The following is a 19,597-nucleotide window of genomic DNA, read 5'->3' on the forward strand; positions in this document are numbered from 1 at the left end:
TTGTTTACTTGCTGCGCTGCTTCATTGCCGCTGCTACGAAAGAAACAAACAGGGGATGAGGTGCTTCTACCGTACTTTTCAGTTCCGGATGGAATTGGACTCCGATGAAGTAAGGGTGATCTTTGAGTTCAATGATTTCAACGAGGCCGGTGTCGGGGTTGATACCGGTAATCCGGAGGCCTGCCGTTTTCAGTTGTTCCAGGTAATCGTTGTTGAACTCATAGCGGTGCCGGTGGCGTTCGCTTATTTTGGTGCTGCCGTATGCCTTCGCTGCGATGGATTTCGGTTTCAGGGTACAAGCGTAAGCGCCCAGGCGCATCGTTCCGCCCATGTTCTGAACTTTCTTTTGTTCCTCCATGATGGAAATCACCGGGGCTTCGGTTGTATCGCTTACTTCCGTTGAGCTTGCACCTTCAATTCCGGCAACGTTGCGGCTGTACTCCACAACGGCACACTGCATCCCGAGGCAAATGCCGAAGAAAGGAATTTCGTTTTCGCGGATGTACTTAATGGCGCGGATCTTACCTTCTATACCTCTTTCACCGAAACCTGGTGCTACGAGTACCCCGTCGAACTGACTGAGGGTCTTAGCGATAGATTCTTCGTTGCCTTCCAGCTGCTCAGAGTGGACAGGGATAACGTTTACCTTGCACTCGTTGATGGCACCGGCATGAATGAATGCTTCATAGATCGATTTGTAGGCATCCTGCAACTCGTTGTACTTCCCGACGAGGCCGATCTTGACCTCTCCCGTAGAATTCTTCAGCTTACCCAGGAAGTTTTTCCACCGGCGCAGGTCCGGGGCTTTCCGGTCCGGAAGGCGGAGCTTACTCATCACCTGAGCATCAAGGCCTTCTTTGAGCATGTGCAGCGGTACATCGTAGATGGTTTCTGCATCGATTGCTTCGATGATGCAGGCTTTCTCGACGTTACAGAAAAGAGCCAGTTTCCGGCGAATGCTGTCGTCGATGGGGTGCTCCGTTCTTACCACCAGAATATCTGGCTGAATACCTGCTTTCAGTAATTCTTTTACGGAGTGCTGGGTCGGTTTGGTTTTTAGCTCTTTTGCCGCAGCCAGGTAGGGCAGGAGAGTGAGGTGAATAGCTACACAGTTGTCGCGGCCCAGTTCCCAGCGCAGCTGACGAAGGCTTTCCACGTAGGGCAATGATTCGATGTCTCCGACCGTACCACCGAGTTCGGTGATCACAATGTCGTATTCCGTGCTCTGGCCGAGCAGCTGGACCCTGCGGTTGATCTCGTCGGTGACGTGGGGAATTACCTGCACGGTTTTGCCGAGGTACTTGCCTTCACGCTCGTTGTTGATCACCGTCTGGTAAATCCGCCCGGTAGTGACATTGTTAGCCTGGCTGGTTGGGGTGTTCAGGAACCGCTCGTAATGCCCGAGGTCGAGATCGGTCTCGGCTCCATCGTCGGTAACGTAGCATTCACCGTGTTCGTAGGGGTTCAGAGTACCCGGATCGACGTTGAGATAGGGATCGAATTTTTGGATGGTGACCGTTAAACCGCGGGCTTGCAGTAACTTAGCCAAAGAAGCGGCAATGATGCCTTTACCAAGGGAAGAAGTGACCCCGCCCGTAACGAATATATACTTGCTCATGTATCAGAAATTACGGGACACAAAGGTAGACTATCGCGGGGGATATTCCGGCAGAATAACAGATTAATAGAATGATTGATATCAGTCTTATCCCTCTCATAAAGCTTTAGACTGAAACTCGGCCGGGGTTTGTACCGGCAGGAAATCTTTTGATTTCAGCGGCAGAGCTCTTCACTTGCGGGTTTCCTTTCAGGAAACTTTTGCCGGCCGACTTTACAGCAAGCGCAACATTCACCGCACTTGACCCTCCCGTGAAGCTTTTCGTGTATTAGACGGAGGTATAAATGGAGCATCAGCCTGATAATTAGGGTAGTAAAAGATTCGACCGACGACTCTTCGATATGTTAAAATGGATCGCAATGTTAACTCAATGTGAACTAATTGTTACATTGGTGTGTATTAACTTGCAATCATGTTAATAAAATGTTTCCTCAAGTCGGTTCAAACTTTTGCCCTCTGTGCGGTACTGATGCTGTTTTCAACTGCGGCGCGGACGCAGGGTGCAGTGTCATTCCTGAAGGCAAATACCGTTGAGGCAACCTCTGAAAAAGCAATGCCAGCTGCTGGCAACGAACTTGCTTTCGATTTTACCCGTAACATGATTTTCTTCGAAGCACGGGTGAACGGCAAACAAGGTAGTTTTATTCTCGATACCGGTGCGCCGACTTTGCTGCTTAATAACCGCGGGGCCGCGGTGGGTAATCCTGCACCGACTGGTGTTGCCGCCGGAGGGATTGTCGATCTCAGCAACCAACGTATCGAATCGTTCGAAATGGGAGGGCGAAACACAGGCAAACACTGGGCCATTGCGATGGATCTCCGCGGGATGGAACAACGAATGGGTAAAACCATCGACGGTTTCGTGGGGCACAAAATTCTCAGGGATGGCGAGGTAAGAATCGACTTCCCCGACCGTAAGTTTCAGTTGGTGGAGTCTTCCCGTAAGCCCCGGCATGAAGGCCGGGCACCGGTTACTGCCGTGAAATTCGAATACATCGATCATCTTCCGGTGATCTTACTCCGGGTGGGTAAGAAAAAATTACGCTTTGCTATAGACACCGGCGCAGGCACGAACCTGATCGATAAACGGCTCAGCAAAATTTTTACGCCTACCGGTTCAGAGATGAACGTTCAGGGCTTAGACGGAGATAATAAAAACCATCAGATCGTTACTATCTCTGACCTGCAGTTGGCAGGAGAGGCGCAACCCGAGACCACTTTCGTCGCTATGGACCTTAGTCATTTACAGTCTCCCGGCGAAAGAGCTATTTCCGGAATATTAGGATCCGTGTTTCTTACCGATTATGTAGTCGGCATAGATTATAAGCGCCGTAAAATTAATTTGTGGTAAATTTAACCGCAATTAAATATTAAGTTATCGTCACCTCATAAAAGTAGCCATGGATTTAAGTCAGTTTCCAGAACGTTTTCGGGCAAAGGTTTTGTCTAACATCGTCCGCAACAGCCGGTTGGGCATTGCTATCCGTTTTGGTAAGCTGAAAGGTCAGGTGCTGCCGCTCAGTATCCATCAGGAGGTTCCTTCTCCGAATCCGTTGCATCCTTCTCAGCTAGAAGCCCTGGCCCGCACGGCATTCCACGAATTGCCCTACGAGTTGCAGATTAAGACCGGCGGATTGCAGGATGCATCAGGACCGATTGAACCTGCTTAGTGGTAGCTTTTCCTGCCGGAAGGGTACTGTATTTTCGTTTTTTCACCTTAAGAAAGTCCTAACGGCAGAAGTGCCGGGCAACGTTCTTCTCATTCGTCGTTTCTTTGCGGCAAGGAATCTCACAAAAGAGTTTCTGAATTGACCTTGGAGCAACAATCTCCCCAACATTCTACTGTACCTCTCATTGCATCCTGCGTGCATGCGCCCGCATTTGTCATTGCCCGCTACGCTACTGTCGTCTTCCTGCTGATGGTGGCCTCCGGTTTGCTTACAGGACAGATTATCGACCCTTCCGCTTCTACACGTCCTGTGGAGGGTGATCCCGACTACGATGCTTCTGAAGACCGGCGGGGCGAACCTCAGGAGCAACGCGAAGCTATTGTAGACACTTTCGGCATCTTCAACTATACCGTAGATAACCCCAACTCGGAAACGAACTGGCGGGACAGCCTGCTTGACGGTTTCCAACGGTACGAACCGGATCGTAAGGTCGACTTTGACTACGCAACCATTGGCCAGCGGGGTGGGGCAGCTTACCCTCTTCGTTACCAGGCGCTGCGAAGATCGGGCACAACGGTTGGTTTCCGCCAGTTCGATCTTTACCAGACCACCGGCAGCGACCTGGAATACTACCGTTTGGAGCATCCCTTCACTTACCTCTCTCACGTACGTGAGAGCGAGCAGGAAGACAGCGAGACCATCGCACAGTTTAGCCGCAACTTCGCTGATGGTGTAAATATGGTCATAGATTACCGCCGCATCAACCAGCAGGGCGAGCTGGATCAATACCCGGGGCAGGCCCTGAGAAACACCCACGTAGCAACCGGATTCAGTATCCGGCCACCCGGAAGCAAGTACAGCGGGTTCTTCAGTTTTGCTGCTAATACCTACGAGCAACTTCAAAATGGCGGCATTGTCGATTCTTCCTTTCAGCGAAATGAAGTCGGAGGAGAAATCAGTAACATCGCTAACCTGGAACCCTATCTGGACGAAACCCGCCTGCGGTACAGTTACCGGGAACTGATGGCAACCCAGTACCTGCAGTTCGGTGGCAAGGTGGATTCCATTTCGGGACGGGAAAGACGTGCTTTCACGCTGCGCCACCGGTTTAGATACGATAGCCGCCGCTACCGTGTCTCAAGCGAAGTACTTAACCCCGATAATGCCGACACCCTGAGTTTCTACGTGGACTTTCCCGACCTGCTGCTCGATACACGTGGCGTCAGAAACCAGATCAGCCATAAAGTCATCGAAAACGACTTTACGATTTCAACTTTCCGGCGGGGTACATCAGCCGATAAGGCTACGGTGCAGAAGGATGTGCTGGAAGCGGGCCTTACCCATATGTACCATAACATTGAACAAGACGGAGACTCTACGGTAAACAACCTCCTGGCGCACGCCCGGATCGGACTGCGGCCGAACGACAACCTCAACTTACTGGTCTCGGGGCAGCTTAACCTTGTCGGGCAAACAGGGGACTACCGGGTAGAAGGTGAAGGAACCCTGGACCTGGGCAAGGCCGGGAAATTAGAGCTCAAGGCCCTCAACCAGCTTTATGCGCCCGATTTGGTGCAGCAGGTTTACCGCCTTAACGGCACTACGGTTTGGGACAACGACTTCGGTAAAACCCTTGAGCTGCGGCTGGAAGGCGCCTACACGCTTCCCGTAGTGAAAATTCGGGCCGGACTGGCGTACTCGTTGTTGAATGATTACGTTTTCTTCAATGCAGAAGGCCGGCCGGAACAAGCCAGTGATGTGAACTCGTTGCTGCAGCTTACCCTGGAGCGCGACCTGCACTTTGGACGCTGGAACCTGACCAACCGCCTGCTGCTGCAGGAAGCAGATCAGGATGTCTTCCGGCTGCCGCGCATTTATGGAGAGCACAGTTTTTATTTCTCCGGAAAGTGGTTCAAGGTGCTGGATGTCAACTTCGGTCTCGACCTCCGTTACGCCTCTGCCTTTAGCCCGTACTATTACAATCCAGTCATTCAGCAATTTCAGTTGCAAGACCGGCAGTCACGCAGTTTTCAGTACCAGGTAGATCCCTTCTTCAGTATGCGGGTGACGCGTTTCCGGTTCTTCGTGAAATACGTTCAGGCTAATAATCTGGTGCAACCGGATAATTTGCTGTACCTGACGGCGGATCATCCTTACCCGGACGAAGCGCTCCGGTTTGGGTTCAGTTGGCGACTCCTTGATTAGTGTATTGCGGCAACGGAGCTTCAACGTACAGCCCGCCGGACGGCTCATGCAGGGGCGCGGGCGCAGGTGCAATGGAGGCCGATGAGGTCGGAGCCTGAATGAAAACGCCTCATAATCGTTACGCTCAAATCAGCCCCGACAGCAGCACAAAAGAGGCGCTGCTACCGGCAGATGGAGAAGCAGACTAAAAAACCCTTTGTATAGCTAGCATAATATGTAAACCCTATGTACCTTTGCGGCTCAATTGGGGAAGCCCCGAAAATTTCTACTTATGAAATTGGCCCTGCGCGCTCTGTTTTTGCTGGTTCTGTGTTTTGGATTAACAACCCTCAATGCTCAGCACGACACTGATGATCACGGACATGCCTCCGAACTAACGGAACAGGATAGTGGCGCTCATGGAAGTGAGGCCGCTTACGATCCCGTTGGTACCGTAATGCACCACATTGCTGATGCCAACGAGTTCCATATTCTGGGGCATTACTCCATCCCTCTTCCCGTCATTCTTTACGCACCCGAGCACGGCTTCAAGTTCGGTTTGAGCAGCATGTTCGATCACGGCCACGAAGCCGTAGATGGTTACGTACTCAACCACGGTCGCGTAAACCGGGTAGCTGACCCTTCTTTCCCCTCGGGCCACGTTCACCTCTCCGGTGAGCACCCTATTCACGAAGATGTAGTTACGGTTGACGGCAAAAAGAAGGATGTTGCTTACCTGATGCACGACGGTAAAAAGTACATGCTCGACAAACCATCCACTCTGGACGGTGGCGTCCTCGGTGGAGGTATTACCAGTTTCTATGACTTTAGCATCACGAAGAATGTATTCACGATGTTGCTGGCTACGATCCTGCTCTTCATCATCTTCTCTATTGTAGCCCGTGGCTACAAGAAAAACGAAGGCAAAGCTCCTTCCGGGCTGCAAAGCTTCATGGAGCCGATTTTCGTCTTCATCCGCGATGAGGTGTCCCGCCCAATGATTGGCGAAAAGCACTACGAGCGCTTCCAGCCTTTCGTAATGGCACTCTTTTTCTTCATCCTGTTCTGTAACCTGCTTGGTTTGATTCCTTTCTTCCCGGGCAGCTCCAATGTTACTGGTAACCTCGGTGTAACGATGGCACTGGCTGTAATCGTTTTCATTGTCACTAACCTGAACGGTAAGAAAGACTACTGGGAACACATCTTCTGGATGCCGGGTGTACCTGTTTTCGTTAAGCCGGTACTTGCGGTAGTGGAAATTCTCGGACTCTTCATCAAGCCTTTCTCACTGATGATTCGTCTGTTTGCCAATATCTCTGCGGGGCACATCATCATTCTGAGCCTCATCGGTCTGGTGTTCGTCTTCGGAGAAAACGGAACAAACGTAGGAGGAGCAGCAACCGGCGCATTTGTCGGAGGCCTGTTCACCGCCTTCATGAACCTGATCGAGCTGCTGGTAGCATTCCTGCAGGCGTTCATCTTTTCGATGCTGGCTGCGAGCTACATCGGAGCAGCTGTGGAGGAGCACGATCACCACGATGAGAGCCATGCGGTGGATCATCACCACGGAGGTGCTCATGCTGAAGCAGTAGCACACCACTAAGATAAAATCAATAAGCTTCCGGCGATGGCTGGTCGTGATTAAGAATAACTCATTTTTTCAATCTTTTAAATTCCATACAAATGGGAGCTTTAGGAGCAGGTATTGCAGCACTCGGTGCTGGCATTGGTGTAGGTATGATCGGTAGCAAAGCTACTGAATCCATCGCGCGTCAGCCAGAAGCATCTGGCGACATTCGTACAGCCATGATCATCACCGCCGCCCTCATCGAGGGTGCCGCACTCTTCGCTATTGTTGTTGGCCTTCTGTCCAACGGATAATAGATAAGAACTGCAATACGCAAAGAACGAACCGGCTACCGAACCGCGCTTGGCGGCGGTGCCGGTTCAACCTTTGCAACAATTGAAAAAATCAGCTTACTGTCTTTTAACTAAGAAACTATGTTCAATCTTTTTCTTGTCGACTTCAGCGTAATCAAGCCTGATCCCGGTCTGCTTTTCTGGACAACGATTTTCTTCCTCCTCGTTTGGATTATCCTGGGTAAAGTGGCCTTCAAGCCTATCTCCAAGGCGCTGACCAAGCGTGAAAACGACATCCAGGACTCTATAGACGAGGCTAAGCTTGTACAGGCCCAGATGGCCCAACTCAAGGAAGATAACCAGCGCCTGCTGGCTGAAGCCCGTGAAGAGAGCACCCGCATCGTTGCCGAGGCTGAAGCATTTGCTAAGAAACGTCGTGACGATGCAGTCAACGAAGCTAAAGAAGCTGCGCAGAAGGTTTCTGAGAACGCACAGCGCGAAATCGCCAACATGCGCGACTCTGCCATGGCCGACCTCAAAAAAGAAGTAGGTGCAATGGCCCTCGATATCGCCGAGAAGGTGATCCGTAAGGACCTGAAGAGCGACGCTACTCAGAAAGCCCTCGTATCCGAACTGGTGAATAACCTCAACTAATTCCTGGCATGACCAATCAACAAGTAGCTACACGCTACGCTAAATCATTGCTGGACCTGGCGCTGGAGCGCAACGAACTTAACGCCATCAAAGGTGACGTAGACAGCCTCGTGGAAATGGGTGCCAACCGTGACCTGGCGCTGGTACTGCAGAGCCCCGTGATCAATACCACGAAGAAGAAGGCCATCTTTGCTGAGCTGCTGGATAAAGCAGGAGCACAGGAACTGACCAAAACCTTCGTAAGCACGCTTATCGGTAAAGGACGGGAAGCTGACCTGGTGGGCATTCTGAATGCATTCGACGAGCAGTACAAAAGTCTCAACAAGATAACTACTGTTAACGTCACCAGTGCTACCGCGCTTGACGACAGCAGTCTTCAGACGATCAAGTCTCAACTCGCCGCCGCCGGTAAGACGGAGGCCAATATCGAGATCGTAACCAAGGTAGATCCTTCCATTCTCGGTGGGTTCATCCTTGAATTCGACGGTAAAGTGTACGACGCCAGCGTTGCACACAAACTCAACGAGATCAGAAAAGAGCTCGTTAACTAGGCACCGCACCCGCGTGCGCGCCCCCTCAACAACAACTAAGCATCTTTTAAAGCATAGCAACCATGGCTGGAATCAAGCCCGACGAAATCAGCGGAATCATTAAGCAGCAGCTTGCTGGCGTTACCAGCGCCACCGAACTGGAAGAGTACGGTACCGTACTTCAGGTTGGTGACGGTATCGCCCGTGTTTACGGTCTCGAGAACGCACAAGCAGGTGAACTCGTATCGTTCGAAAACGGTACTGAGGCCATCGTACTTAACCTTGAAGAAGACAACGTTGGTGTTGTACTCATGGGGTCTTCGATTGGTATCAAGGAAGGCAGCCGCGTTTCCCGTACCAGCCGTATCGCCAGCATTCAGGTGGGCGAAGGCATGGTTGGCCGTGTTGTAAATGCCCTCGGTGTTCCGATCGACGGTAAAGGCGAAATCACCGGTACCACTTACGAAATGCCACTGGAGCGTAAAGCTCCCGGTGTAATCTACCGCCAGCCGGTAACTGAGCCGCTGCAGACCGGTATCAAGGCCATCGACGCCATGATTCCGATTGGTCGTGGTCAGCGTGAGCTTATCATTGGTGACCGCCAGACTGGTAAGTCGGCCATCGCCATCGATACCATCCTCAACCAAAAAGAATTCTACGAGCGCGGTGAGCCCGTTTACTGTATCTACGTTGCCTGTGGCCAGAAGGCTTCAACGGTAGCTCAGATCGCTAAAACGCTGGAAGAAAACGGAGCAATGGCTTACTCTACCATCGTTTCCTCATCTGCAGCTGATCCCGCTCCGCTTCAGTTCTACGCACCCTTCGCCGGAGCCGCCATCGGTGAGTTCTTCCGCGATACAGGCCGTCCTGCACTGATCATTTACGATGATCTATCTAAGCAGGCCGTTGCTTACCGTGAAGTATCCCTCCTGCTTCGTCGTCCTCCGGGACGTGAGGCCTACCCAGGTGACGTATTCTACCTTCACAGCCGCCTGCTGGAGCGCGCCGCAAAAATCATCAACGATGATGCGATCGCTCAAAGCATGAACGACCTTCCCGTCAGCCTCAGCAAAGCAGGTATCGTGAAAGGTGGTGGTTCCCTGACGGCTCTGCCGATCATCGAAACCCAGGCTGGTGACGTATCCGCATACATCCCGACCAACGTAATCTCCATTACCGACGGTCAGATCTTCCTTACTTCTACCTTGTTCAACAACGGTATTCGCCCAGCGATCGATGTAGGTATCTCTGTATCCCGCGTAGGTGGATCGGCTCAGATCAAGCCGATGAAGAAAGTTTCCGGTACGCTGAAGCTCGATCAGGCTTCTTACCGCGAACTCGAAGCCTTCGCTAAGTTCGGTTCCGATCTCGACGCTTCTACCCAGAACATCCTCGAGAAAGGTAAGCGTAACGTGGAAATGCTTAAGCAGCCGCAATACTCTCCCGTTTCGGTTGAGAAGCAGGTTGCCATCATTCACCTCGGTACCAACAACCGTATGGCTGAAGTGCCCGTAAACAAAATCAAGGAATTCGAAACTCTCTACCTCAGCGAGGTAGAGCGCCAGATTCCCGAAGTACTCGAGAACTTCCGCGCTAAGAAGTTCGACAAAGCCGACCTGGCTAAGTTGGACGAAGTTGCTGCAGGACTTGTACCACAGTTTTCTTAGTATGTTGGTTCTTTGATTCGTTGGTCTCTTTGCACCAACGAACCAAAACACCAAATTACCAACGAACTAAAATACTAACAAATGGCTAACTTAAAGGAAGTACGGGAACGGATCGGATCGGTGAAAAACACCCAGCAGATCACCAGTGCCATGAAAATGGTTTCGGCGGCTAAGATGTCCCGCGCCTCACAGCGAATCATTCAGATGCGCCCCTACGCGTTGAAGCTGAGTGAAATGCTGACCAATATCCTGAGCAATCTGGAAGGGGACGCGTCGACAGCATTCAACAATGTCCGCCCTTTACAGAAAGCTTGTGTGGTGGTTGTAACCTCCAGCCGTGGTTTGGCTGGTGCGTTCAACACGAACGTTATCAAGGCGGCTGTTTCCAGTATCGAGAATGAACTTCAGGGTTACAAAGAACTCGAAATCATTACCATCGGTAAGAAAGGAGCTGAGTTCTTCGAGCGCAACTACGCGCAGAAGGCCAACGTAACGATAAACCGTGACTTTCAGGAACTACTCTCTGACCTCTCCTTTGAGGTAACCAAGGAAGTTCCTGAACTGATCATGAACCGCTTCGCTGCCGGTGAGTACGATAAAGTATTTGTAGCCTACGCCCGCTTCCGTAACGCAGCGGTTCAGTTCGCGATCTCCGAACAATTTCTCCCGGTTGAAAACAAGGAGGAAGAAGGCGAAAGCAACGCTAAGGCTGACTACATTTTCGAACCCAGCAAAGAAGAATTATTGGAGCGACTCGTTCCTACGATTCTTCAGACGAAGTTCCACTCTTACCTGCTCGACACCAATGCTTCGGAGCACGGTGCACGTATGACCGCAATGGACAAAGCGACTGAAAACGCATCTGAATTGCTGAAAGAGCTGAAGATCAGCTACAATAAAGCGCGTCAGGAGGCGATTACAACCGAAATCCTTGAGATCGTTTCTGGTGCTGCTGCGCTTGAAGCAGGCTAAGAATCCGGTTAACGGCAACCATTATGAGATGCTGAAACGGCTTCCGGTTAATCACCGGAAGCCGTTTTTTCATTTGCTGCACTGACCTGAACGGTTCAGGGCGGAAGCAACCTTCCTCTTTTCATCAACCCTTTTCGACTTCAACGGGTTATTGCATTCATCTGCAATACTTCAAATTTCTGTTATGTCTCCCCAGCAAACAATTTTCACGGCTGTCCGTAACAATGACCCCGCAGCGATCACCGCTGCTGTTAGTGCTGACTCTTCCGTTTTAGATGCCCGCGACGAGCGTGGCTCTACTCCACTCGTGCTTGCCGGTTACCTTAATCATCCGGAGTCGGTTAAGGCTTTGGTGGAGGCAGGGGCTGACGTCAACACTGTCAGCGGTACCGGCACGGCGCTCATGGGTGTATGCTTCAAGGGCTATCCTGATATTGCCCGTTACCTCATCGAAGCAGGGGCTGATGTGAATATCTCCATCGAGAGAATGGGCACGGCCCTCACGTTTGCGAATATGGGCAAGCATACCGACGTAATCGAGCTGCTGAAAGCAAACGGAGCTAAGTAGATTACCTCGGCGCGGCCGCAGGTGCAATGAAGGGTTAATGAGGGCTCCGGAATACGACAACCTCTGAGATCTGGTGCCCGGTATCTCTGATACCGCAGGAGCAGAGGCGTTTAAACTCTCTGTGCACCTGCGGCCGCGCCTGAAATGATAAGACGTTTTAAGCACTCTTTCCGCCGTAATCACGGCCCATCATCTCCCATACGGTAATGAAGAGCGCTGCAATGGTTGGTCCGATCACGAAACCGCTCAGCCCGAAATACGTGATGCCGCCGAGGGTCGATATCAGTACCAGGTAATCGGGCATTTCTGTATCGCGCCCAACCAGCAGGGGGCGCAGCAAGTTGTCGACCAAACCAATTATGAGTGACCCGACAACGAGCAGGATGATGGCCTTTACCGGGTGCCCCTGAGCGAATAGAATGACTACTGCTGGCAACCAGACTATAGCACTGCCACCAACCGGCAGCAGGGCCAGCAGGGTCATTGCCACGCCCCAAAGCAGCGCTGCGGGTATTCCCAGAATCATGAATATGAGGCCACCGATGGTGCCTTGCACCAAAGCCACTACCAGGGTGCCCTTCAGCGTGGCCTTACTTACCTGGGCAAAACGTTCGAACAGCTGCCGCTCCCTCACGTTCCCCATCGGTATGGTGTCGATAATTCGTTGCATCACCTGTTTACCGTCTTTCAGGAAAAAGAAGAGCAAGTAAAGCATCAGGGTAAACTGGACGAAAATGTTGATGAGATTACCGCCGAAGCTAAGCACTTTGGTCGCTACAAACTGGCTTACGGTCCCAACCAGGTTCGTTATTTTCTCCCGAACACTATTCGGGCTGATGCCTGCCTCTCCGAGCATGTCGTAAATTCCGGGCAACTGCCGTTCCACGTAATCTACCACAAAGTTGGGGTCAACCTCGCCCGTTTCTATACTTTGGTACACCTCAAGCCCCTGATTCACCAAGGCGATGGTGAGGAGGATAAAGGGAATAATGACAAAGAAGAAAATCAGGACAGAGGTAATAGCAGCAGCCAGCCCCCGCCGGTTTTCACCGACACGTACACGGATCCATTTAAACAGACCGTAGAAAATCATTGTAAGCACAATCGCCCATAAGACGGTGATCAGAAACTGGCCGATCATCCCCAGGAAGGCTATAGTTGTAACACCGACAAGGATGAAAAACAGGTTCGCCCTGACGACCTTGAAGATGCGATCTTCCACCAGGTCTTCACTAGCCTCCACGATGGAAACTTCAATGGGCTCTTCAGAGTGGGAAGCATTGTCCTTCAGGCTACCGTCAGGCGGATGTTTCTCGGAGTTTTCTGACACGATTGTTGAATTGGGTATATAAAGATAATAACGAACGAATCAGCTTCGTAATGAAATTTGTCCGTGAGAAGAGGCAGGCATTAACCGGGCAATCGAACTGCCTTGATCATGTGACCGTCTGGGCTTTCCTTATCGTACAGGATGATTGATTCCTGCTCGATCAGAATATTTACCAGCGAATAGGTTGTTCCGATAGCATAGCCCTTATTGGCCAGAAACTGGGTGACGAACCACTTCAGGCCTACGTAATCGGTATAGTTGAGGCTCAGTGCCTCTTCCAAGTGAGTTATTATCTCTTCTTCTGTAATGACGATGTAGCCGGGAGCAGCGGTTTTATGGTAGGTTTTTACTTTATGCTCCAGCTTGATCTTACCCAGTACTTTAGGACCGGTCAGCTTCACGCGGTTGTCGTAGTCGGAATGAGCGATCTCGTCCTGGGTTTCACCACGCGGCAGATCGGTAGGGGCACGGCTGCCCGCCATCACTTCCTGAGCTTCTTGTTCCAGCGCTTCCTCTTCCTCCTCACGAACGATCTCGATGTTCGCTTTGTGGATAGCTTGCTTTTCCTTAAGGCTGAGTACAATTTCGTCGATGTGCTTCTCGGCTTCTGTGATAATGCGTGTGAGTTCGGCGGAGAGGTCTTTGCCCTTTTTCAACTCACTGTGGAAGAAGGTGGCCTGGTGCGCCACCTTATTGCGGATTTTCGACATGTCTTTCCACAACTTCTCGAAGTTTTTATCGCGGAAGAACGTCTTGAAATACTTCGTGTAGTTGCCCTGAAGGTTGCCCTTCAGTTCGTTGAGGTCTTCAACGGTAGATACCTGATCGAGCATTTCCAGGACACGTTCGGGGTCGTTGAAACCAGTAGACTGTTTGTAGATCAGCAGGCCAAGATCGTCGAAGTCGGCAAATTCGATATCGGAGTTGATAAAATAACTGAACTGATTGGAGCGGTTGCGCTGGCGGTTTTTGACCTTGTCGATCATCTTCGGCGTAGCCGTAACGTCCCACCAGTTCATCCCTACTCGCTGAAAGAAAAATTTGATAAGGTAACGGCGCAGGAGGTTTTCTACTGAATTGATCTTAGGGTAAAGCTGATTGGCAATCTCTGCTGAAATGTCGTCCTTGAGGATACGTAAATGGGCGAATTTGAGACTTTCACGGAGATGCTTCAGGAGTCGTTGGCGGTAAGGTTCGAGGGTTTCAAAATACTTGCTTTCAATGCGCAGAACAAAAGCTGCTTCTACGAGGTCAGTGATAATTTTACTGGTATCAACAGGAATAACGGTAAGTTGCATACCATCTTCACCTTTAATAAAGGGTAGTCCGTTTTTATCCTGAGTAATAATTGGCGATTTGCCATTCCATACTTCTTTAGAATAACTGAGGGCATGGATGAAAGATTTTTGGGAATTGATGTCCGCTGGGTCGATGCACAGCAGCTCGAACGTGAAATTTCCTGACATAATGTTATTATATTGGCCATTGGTAATGGATGGTTGTAACGGCCAAGATAGTCATTTTAGTGAGGTTCACGGGCTATTAGGCTAAGGGATCTATCCGCAGAGGAGCCTCTTTGTCTGCCGCACGGGCCTCACCTGAAGTTGACGGATGATCGGCGGTAAATAGAATGCCCGCCTGGAGGGGATCAACCCCTGCGGCCTCTTTGAATACGATCTGCGCCGGCCGGTACTTACCGGCTCAGGAGATAACGGACAGCCGAAGGCTGTAAGCGCTTACCCTGATAGTATACCACTACCATTGCTTCCTTGATTCCGGCCTCTCTTGCTTTCTGCCGTGCAGTACCTGCCTCCTGTGCCGTGGCAAGATCCCGTATTTGGTATTTATTCCACTTACCCTCTTTTACTTTTCGGATGGGGTAAGGGACGCGCTTCCACTGCGGGGTGGTGAGGTCCAGATTTCTTTCGGTGGCAATCAGTTGCACGGCATAAATCAGTTCGTGGTCAGCCACTTTAGCCAGGTCTATCCCGTTTTTAGGTGCCGGTGAAGTTTTGATCTCCGCCCGGTTGAACTGATAAGGTGTCGAGTCTGCCTTTGGCTGAGACGCTACCGACGCCGGAATCCGGCGCGCCTGTTCGTACACGCCTGGCTGGGTGCGCAGGCTGTTGGTGACTTCACGGGCCAGGAGATCGGTCATCTGCTGGTCTCTGTTGAAAGTTACAGGCTGCTGGTATGTAGTTGCTGTCGCCGCCGAGACGGGGGTGCCGTAGCTTTCCGGGGCCCGCTGGTTGACCGGTTGACTGACTGGCACGGGAGGGTTTATATTTTCAACGGGTTCCGGTGAACGGTAGGTGAGGGGGGTAGGAGAAACACCCCTGGCAGTCCACTGCCTGCGGCGGCTGGTGGTAGGAGGGGGCGAAGTCGGGACTTCGCGATCGAGTACATCTGCGGGGCGGGACGCCGGTGAAGAGGCTACCGGTGGCAAGACTGCCGGGGTCGCTGCAAGGGTGGGAGGCGCCAGTACCGGGCTGTCCGGTTCGCCGCTCATCGCTTTGTAGTAGCTGGCAAAAGCTTTAAGAATGGCATTGGCCAACTGTTGCTGGCCGGTTCCGCTGAGGAGGTAAGCTTCTTCGTCGGGGTTACTCATAAATCCGGTTTCGACCAGTACGGCAGGCATGGTGGTTTCTTTCAGGACTACGAATCCGGCTTGTTTTACCCCCCGGCTTTTGCGCCCGGCATTTTTGAATTCGGATTCGACCAGGTCCGCAAAATGGATGCTGCGCTCCAGAAAGGCGTGCTGGAAGGTACTCATCATGATGTGGCCCTCGTCGCTGTTGGGGTCGTAGCCATAGTTTTTCTGGACATTGTCTTCGAGCAGGATCGATGCGTTCTCGCGCTTCGCGACGGCGAGGTTGTGCTTGGCTACGTGCTGGCCCATCACAAAAGTCTCGGTGCCGTAGGTGGCCGAACTTCCGGGCATGATGTTGGCGTGGATGCTGATGAAAAGGTCTGCTCCCGCTTCGTTGGCGATCCGGGCGCGTTCGTAGAGTGGGATGAATGTATCGTCTGAGCGGGTCATGATCACCTCTACGCGGGGGAAATTCGTACGGATACCGATGGCCAGGAGCTGACTGATGGAAAGCGCGATCGCTTTTTCGTAGCTGTTGCCCCCCATTCCTCCGGGATCCTTGCCTCCGTGACCTGCATCCAGAATTACGACGAAGGTGTCTGCGGACCGGGAGCTGCTTGAAGGTAATGACTCAGAAGGGGCAGGGCAGGAAGGATTTGTTCCCGCAATGTGGCCGGCAACACAGTTTACCGCCAATTGCCGGATGCCAAATGCTTCTTCCGTTGTACTTTTGCCCGCCGCATCCCTTAAGGATAAGTTAAAGGTGTCGCTCCCAGACGACGTAGCAGCGCGGGCTGTCGTCATTGGGGTACAAAAAAACAGTAGCAGCAATAGTGCGTAGTAAGCTCTTGGTATCATTGGTGTCAGTTCAGTCCTCGGTCAACTCCGGGAATCAGAGGGGTACGCAAATATATGATATTTTTAATTGCCTTAGCCGGAGCACTTTAATGGTGTTGGGGCTCTTTTTGGCGGGGGCGCAGGTGCAGGGTATGGGGTTTGAAACCACAGGAATCTGTCCTGAATTCAGCAGTACGATAACAACCGCCGGCGCTCCAACGAGCTTTCAGCAACCTTTGCCTGCACCTGCGACCGCGCCAGATACTGTTCCGCCGGTTACCCCGCTGCTTCCCCCTGAAGTACTTCAGGTAACGGGCGATTCTATAATCGCTCCGGACTCTTTATCACCTGCACCCAAATTTTCCGGCTCTACCGCTCAGTACCTGATGTCGCCCGACTCACTGACCGCCCCGGTGGACTACGCCGCCAACGACAGTATGTGGGTGGATTTCGACACGGAGGAGATTCACCTGTACGGAAATGCCTCGGTGAACTACCAGACCATCAGCCTGAACGCCAACCATATCGTGCTCAACTACGGCACGAATATTGTCGACGCCGGGCCGCTACCCGACAGCCTTGGTCGCCCTGCGGGATTTCCAGAGTTTTCCGACGGCGGGCAGAGTTTCGACGCCAAAAGCATGCGCTACAACTTCAAAACGCGTAAGGGTATCGTTTACGGAACCACCACCACCCAGGACGATATTTACGTACGAGGAGACAAGTCGAAGTTTGTATCCGGCGCAATCACCGTAAACGACACGACCAAGGCTGATGTAATTTATACCGAAGGTGCCATTTTTACGACTTGTTCTGCGGAGCACCCTCACTTCGGTATCCGGACCCGGAAGGCCAAGATAGTCCCCAACCGCCTGGCGGTCATCGGGCCCAGTAATTTGGAGATAATGGGTGTCCCAACGCCGCTGTGGTTGCCCTTTGGTTTCTTCCCCCTCAAATCAGGACGGAGTACCGGCTTGCTTTTTCCTTCGGATTATCAGTACTCCGAAGACCTGGGCGGTTACGGCCTGCAGGGGGTGGGGTGGTTCTTCCCGCTGGGCGAGCACGTTAACCTTGAACTGACCGCAGACTACTACCTGAAGGGTACTTTCAGCCTGCAGACCAATGTACGCTATGTGCGCCGCTATAAGTATTCCGGTAGTTTCAACATGAGCTATAAGAACCTCCGCCGGGAGTCGAACCTGGAAGTGACCCGCGAGAAGGGTATTACCCTGAACTGGAGTCACCGTCAGGATCAGCGCGCGCACCCCACCTTTACCTTTGGCGGAAACATCAACTTCCAGACCAACCTGGTGGATCAGCGCTTCCAGAATGATTACCAGACGGCGAGCCAGAATACGATCCGGTCGAGTATGAACATCAATAAGACGTTCCCGAAGCTCAAGTCTACGCTTACCGCCGGCCTGAACCACAGCCAGAACAACCAGAGCCGGATCATTACGGTCAACTTCCCCGACGCAGCCTTTACAACGCAAACGATTTACCCGTTACGGAACCTGCCGGGTAAAACAACGGCCTGGTATAAAAAGCTAAGCCTGCGCTATAAAAGTGCGCTGCGTTCCGAATTCGAAGCTCCGGATTCTTCCTTCTTCCAACAACCTACTTTGGAGAACGGCGAATACGGCTTCCGGCACGAAGCATCCAGCGGACTGAGTTTTAACGTGCTCAAGTACTTTAATATCAGCCCCAACGTCGGCGTATCCGAAGTCTACTACGGTAAAACAAGGGAGTACTTTCTGGACGGAGATATTACCCTGGATACCATCGTGGACCCGCTTACCGGAGAAGTTCTCATAGATACCACCAGTCTGGGAAGTATTACCTCCGAGCTATCGCCCGGCCTGGCCAGTTACCGGACGTTTACAGCCGGTGTAACCCTGGGGACTCAGGTGTTCGGTAAGGTCAAATTCAAAGGGAAGGGCCTTTTCGGTTTGCAGGGGCTCAGGCACGTGATGAAGCCAAGCATAACCTTTGGTTATGCGCCGGATTATACCACGGGCTCAGATTATATTTCCGATACCCCCTATTTCATTGAAGAAGGAAGCATCGATCGGCTCAGCAATGATCCGGAAAACCTTCTCTCCCCGTTTGCTGATCAGATTTTTGGTCAGCCCACAGAGTCGGAACAACGATTGGGCATCAACTACAGTATATCCAATCTTTTCCAGGCGAAGGTCTGGAACAAAAAGGACAGCATCTCCGAGAACGTTGACCTGCTGCAGAATATCTCCGTCAGCGGTAGCTATGATTTTACCAAAGAAACCCTGAAGTGGAGTGAGATTTCGGTAGGTGGTTCTACCCGCTTCTTCAAGGGCGTTACCAGCCTCAACGTCCGGGGAACCTTTGATCCTTACATTACACAGTACAACGAAGAGACGGGGCAGTTTAGCCGCGCCAATACCTTCAATGCTTCCGAAGGCCGCTTCCCTGTTTCACTGACACGGCTGACGAGTACCGTCTCCACCAATATCACGGTCGCTAAGATCCGGGAGCTCTTTCAGGGGGCGGAAGAAGAATTCGTGACGGACGTGCAGGAGGAACGCCGTAAGCGGAGAGAAGAAGAGAAAACACTCTTTGAAGAAACAGACCTGTTGAGCCTTTTCGAGAAATTCAGCATCCGTCATACTTTCAACTTCAACTTTGAACGGGAGTTTGACGAGGAAGTTCCCGACGTAGATGACCGGGGTAAGGTTCGTTTCAATCAGGTAGCCAACTCCATCGAACTGCGCGGTGCACTGCAGCTTACCAACAACTGGAGCGTCAACATCGGCCAGATCGGATACTCCTTCACCGACAAGAGCATTACGTACCCTTACCTCAGTTTTGTCCGCGATCTCCACTGTTGGGAGATGCGCTTCAGCTGGGCTCCGCAACGGAACACCTACCAGTTTTCCATCGCCGTTAAGCCGGGTACGCTCGATTTCATAAATATTCCATCCAACCAGAACCGGTATGATGGGGGCCGCTTGCAGCTGTAACCTGGTCGATGCAGCCTCCGGCTGCGAGCGGCTGGTGAACCCTCAGGGTTCGCCGGGCACTGGGCTTCCGGACCTTACTACACACCCGGAGGGTGCTCGGACCACTCGCACACGGAGTGTG

At 51.9% G+C, this 19,597-nt stretch carries 15 protein-coding genes; 11 read left to right on the forward strand and 4 right to left on the reverse strand.

Going from position 1 to position 19,597, the window contains the following annotated elements:
* Nucleotides 1-4: 4 nt before the first annotated feature.
* Nucleotides 5-1,618, reverse strand: a complete 1,614-nt coding sequence (locus FUA23_RS03310) for a CTP synthase (RefSeq protein ID WP_147929284.1) — start codon at nucleotides 1,616-1,618, stop codon at nucleotides 5-7.
* A gap of 412 nt (nucleotides 1,619-2,030) precedes the next feature.
* On the opposite strand from FUA23_RS03310, the gene FUA23_RS03315 reads away from it, so the two are divergent.
* The 10 genes from FUA23_RS03315 to FUA23_RS03360 all read left to right on the forward strand — a co-directional run bounded on the left by FUA23_RS03315 (nucleotide 2,031) and on the right by FUA23_RS03360 (nucleotide 11,723).
* Nucleotides 2,031-2,969 carry an aspartyl protease family protein gene (locus FUA23_RS03315; RefSeq protein ID WP_147929285.1) on the forward strand — a complete coding sequence of 313 codons (939 nt, stop codon included), beginning with the start codon at nucleotides 2,031-2,033 and terminating at the stop codon, nucleotides 2,967-2,969.
* Between the two features lie 49 nt (nucleotides 2,970-3,018).
* Nucleotides 3,019-3,288, forward strand: coding sequence for a hypothetical protein (locus tag FUA23_RS03320; protein WP_147929286.1), 270 nt, complete (start codon nucleotides 3,019-3,021; stop codon nucleotides 3,286-3,288).
* A 138-nt stretch (nucleotides 3,289-3,426) separates the two neighbouring features.
* Nucleotides 3,427-5,493, forward strand: coding sequence for a putative porin (locus FUA23_RS03325; RefSeq protein WP_147929287.1), 2,067 nt, complete (start codon nucleotides 3,427-3,429; stop codon nucleotides 5,491-5,493).
* Between the two features lie 271 nt (nucleotides 5,494-5,764).
* Entirely contained in the window at nucleotides 5,765-7,075 is a 1,311-nt protein-coding gene (atpB, locus tag FUA23_RS03330; protein ID WP_147929288.1) for a F0F1 ATP synthase subunit A, read from the forward strand.
* Nucleotides 7,076-7,155: 80 nt separating this feature from the next.
* Nucleotides 7,156-7,353, forward strand: a complete 198-nt coding sequence (gene atpE / locus FUA23_RS03335) for an ATP synthase F0 subunit C (protein WP_147929289.1) — start codon at nucleotides 7,156-7,158, stop codon at nucleotides 7,351-7,353.
* A gap of 120 nt (nucleotides 7,354-7,473) precedes the next feature.
* The gene (atpF, locus tag FUA23_RS03340) at nucleotides 7,474-7,986 is read left to right on the forward strand and encodes a F0F1 ATP synthase subunit B (protein WP_147929290.1); all 513 of its coding nucleotides are present in this window, start codon (nucleotides 7,474-7,476) and stop codon (nucleotides 7,984-7,986) included.
* 8 nt (nucleotides 7,987-7,994) lie between these two features.
* Nucleotides 7,995-8,537, forward strand: a complete 543-nt coding sequence (gene atpH, locus FUA23_RS03345; protein WP_147929291.1) for an ATP synthase F1 subunit delta — start codon at nucleotides 7,995-7,997, stop codon at nucleotides 8,535-8,537.
* Nucleotides 8,538-8,599: 62 nt separating this feature from the next.
* The gene (atpA, locus tag FUA23_RS03350) at nucleotides 8,600-10,183 is read left to right on the forward strand and encodes a F0F1 ATP synthase subunit alpha (protein WP_147929292.1); all 1,584 of its coding nucleotides are present in this window, start codon (nucleotides 8,600-8,602) and stop codon (nucleotides 10,181-10,183) included.
* Between the two features lie 81 nt (nucleotides 10,184-10,264).
* On the forward strand, nucleotides 10,265-11,155 hold the full coding sequence (atpG, locus tag FUA23_RS03355) for an ATP synthase F1 subunit gamma (RefSeq protein ID WP_147929293.1): 891 nt from the start codon (nucleotides 10,265-10,267) through the stop codon (nucleotides 11,153-11,155).
* Nucleotides 11,156-11,339: 184 nt separating this feature from the next.
* On the forward strand, nucleotides 11,340-11,723 hold the full coding sequence (locus FUA23_RS03360) for an ankyrin repeat domain-containing protein (protein WP_147929294.1): 384 nt from the start codon (nucleotides 11,340-11,342) through the stop codon (nucleotides 11,721-11,723).
* Between the two features lie 157 nt (nucleotides 11,724-11,880).
* On the opposite strand, the gene FUA23_RS03365 is transcribed toward FUA23_RS03360, so the two are convergent.
* The 3 genes from FUA23_RS03365 to FUA23_RS03375 all read right to left on the reverse strand — a co-directional run bounded on the left by FUA23_RS03365 (nucleotide 11,881) and on the right by FUA23_RS03375 (nucleotide 16,501).
* Nucleotides 11,881-13,053 carry an AI-2E family transporter gene (locus FUA23_RS03365; protein ID WP_246144012.1) on the reverse strand — a complete coding sequence of 391 codons (1,173 nt, stop codon included), beginning with the start codon at nucleotides 13,051-13,053 and terminating at the stop codon, nucleotides 11,881-11,883.
* Nucleotides 13,054-13,133: 80 nt separating this feature from the next.
* Entirely contained in the window at nucleotides 13,134-14,519 is a 1,386-nt protein-coding gene (locus FUA23_RS03370) for a HEPN domain-containing protein (protein WP_147929295.1), read from the reverse strand.
* A 227-nt stretch (nucleotides 14,520-14,746) separates the two neighbouring features.
* A complete protein-coding gene (locus tag FUA23_RS03375; protein ID WP_147929296.1) occupies nucleotides 14,747-16,501 on the reverse strand; it encodes an N-acetylmuramoyl-L-alanine amidase family protein in 1,755 nt (584 codons plus the stop codon).
* Nucleotides 16,502-16,596: 95 nt separating this feature from the next.
* On the opposite strand from FUA23_RS03375, the gene FUA23_RS03380 reads away from it, so the two are divergent.
* Nucleotides 16,597-19,476, forward strand: a complete 2,880-nt coding sequence (locus FUA23_RS03380) for a putative LPS assembly protein LptD (protein WP_147929297.1) — start codon at nucleotides 16,597-16,599, stop codon at nucleotides 19,474-19,476.
* Nucleotides 19,477-19,597: the final 121 nt, after the last annotated feature.

It is taken from the genome of Neolewinella aurantiaca (genome assembly GCF_008014675.1).
Classification (GTDB): Bacteria; Bacteroidota; Bacteroidia; order Chitinophagales; family Saprospiraceae; genus Neolewinella; species Neolewinella aurantiaca.

Excerpts from the sequence above, each read along its gene's own strand:
- FUA23_RS03370 (WP_147929295.1), bottom strand. The coding sequence starts at position 14,519 with ATGTCAGGAAATTTCACGTTCGAGCTGCTGTGCATCGACCCAGCGGAC.
- FUA23_RS03320 (WP_147929286.1), top strand. The coding sequence starts at position 3,019 with ATGGATTTAAGTCAGTTTCCAGAACGTTTTCGGGCAAAGGTTTTGTCT.
- atpG (WP_147929293.1), top strand. The coding sequence starts at position 10,265 with ATGGCTAACTTAAAGGAAGTACGGGAACGGATCGGATCGGTGAAAAAC.
- FUA23_RS03360 (WP_147929294.1), top strand. The coding sequence starts at position 11,340 with ATGTCTCCCCAGCAAACAATTTTCACGGCTGTCCGTAACAATGACCCC.
- atpB (WP_147929288.1), top strand. The coding sequence starts at position 5,765 with ATGAAATTGGCCCTGCGCGCTCTGTTTTTGCTGGTTCTGTGTTTTGGA.
- FUA23_RS03315 (WP_147929285.1), top strand. The coding sequence starts at position 2,031 with ATGTTAATAAAATGTTTCCTCAAGTCGGTTCAAACTTTTGCCCTCTGT.
- FUA23_RS03310 (WP_147929284.1), bottom strand. The coding sequence starts at position 1,618 with ATGAGCAAGTATATATTCGTTACGGGCGGGGTCACTTCTTCCCTTGGT.
- FUA23_RS03375 (WP_147929296.1), bottom strand. The coding sequence starts at position 16,501 with ATGATACCAAGAGCTTACTACGCACTATTGCTGCTACTGTTTTTTTGT.
- atpE (WP_147929289.1), top strand. The coding sequence starts at position 7,156 with ATGGGAGCTTTAGGAGCAGGTATTGCAGCACTCGGTGCTGGCATTGGT.
- atpH (WP_147929291.1), top strand. The coding sequence starts at position 7,995 with ATGACCAATCAACAAGTAGCTACACGCTACGCTAAATCATTGCTGGAC.
- atpA (WP_147929292.1), top strand. The coding sequence starts at position 8,600 with ATGGCTGGAATCAAGCCCGACGAAATCAGCGGAATCATTAAGCAGCAG.
- atpF (WP_147929290.1), top strand. The coding sequence starts at position 7,474 with ATGTTCAATCTTTTTCTTGTCGACTTCAGCGTAATCAAGCCTGATCCC.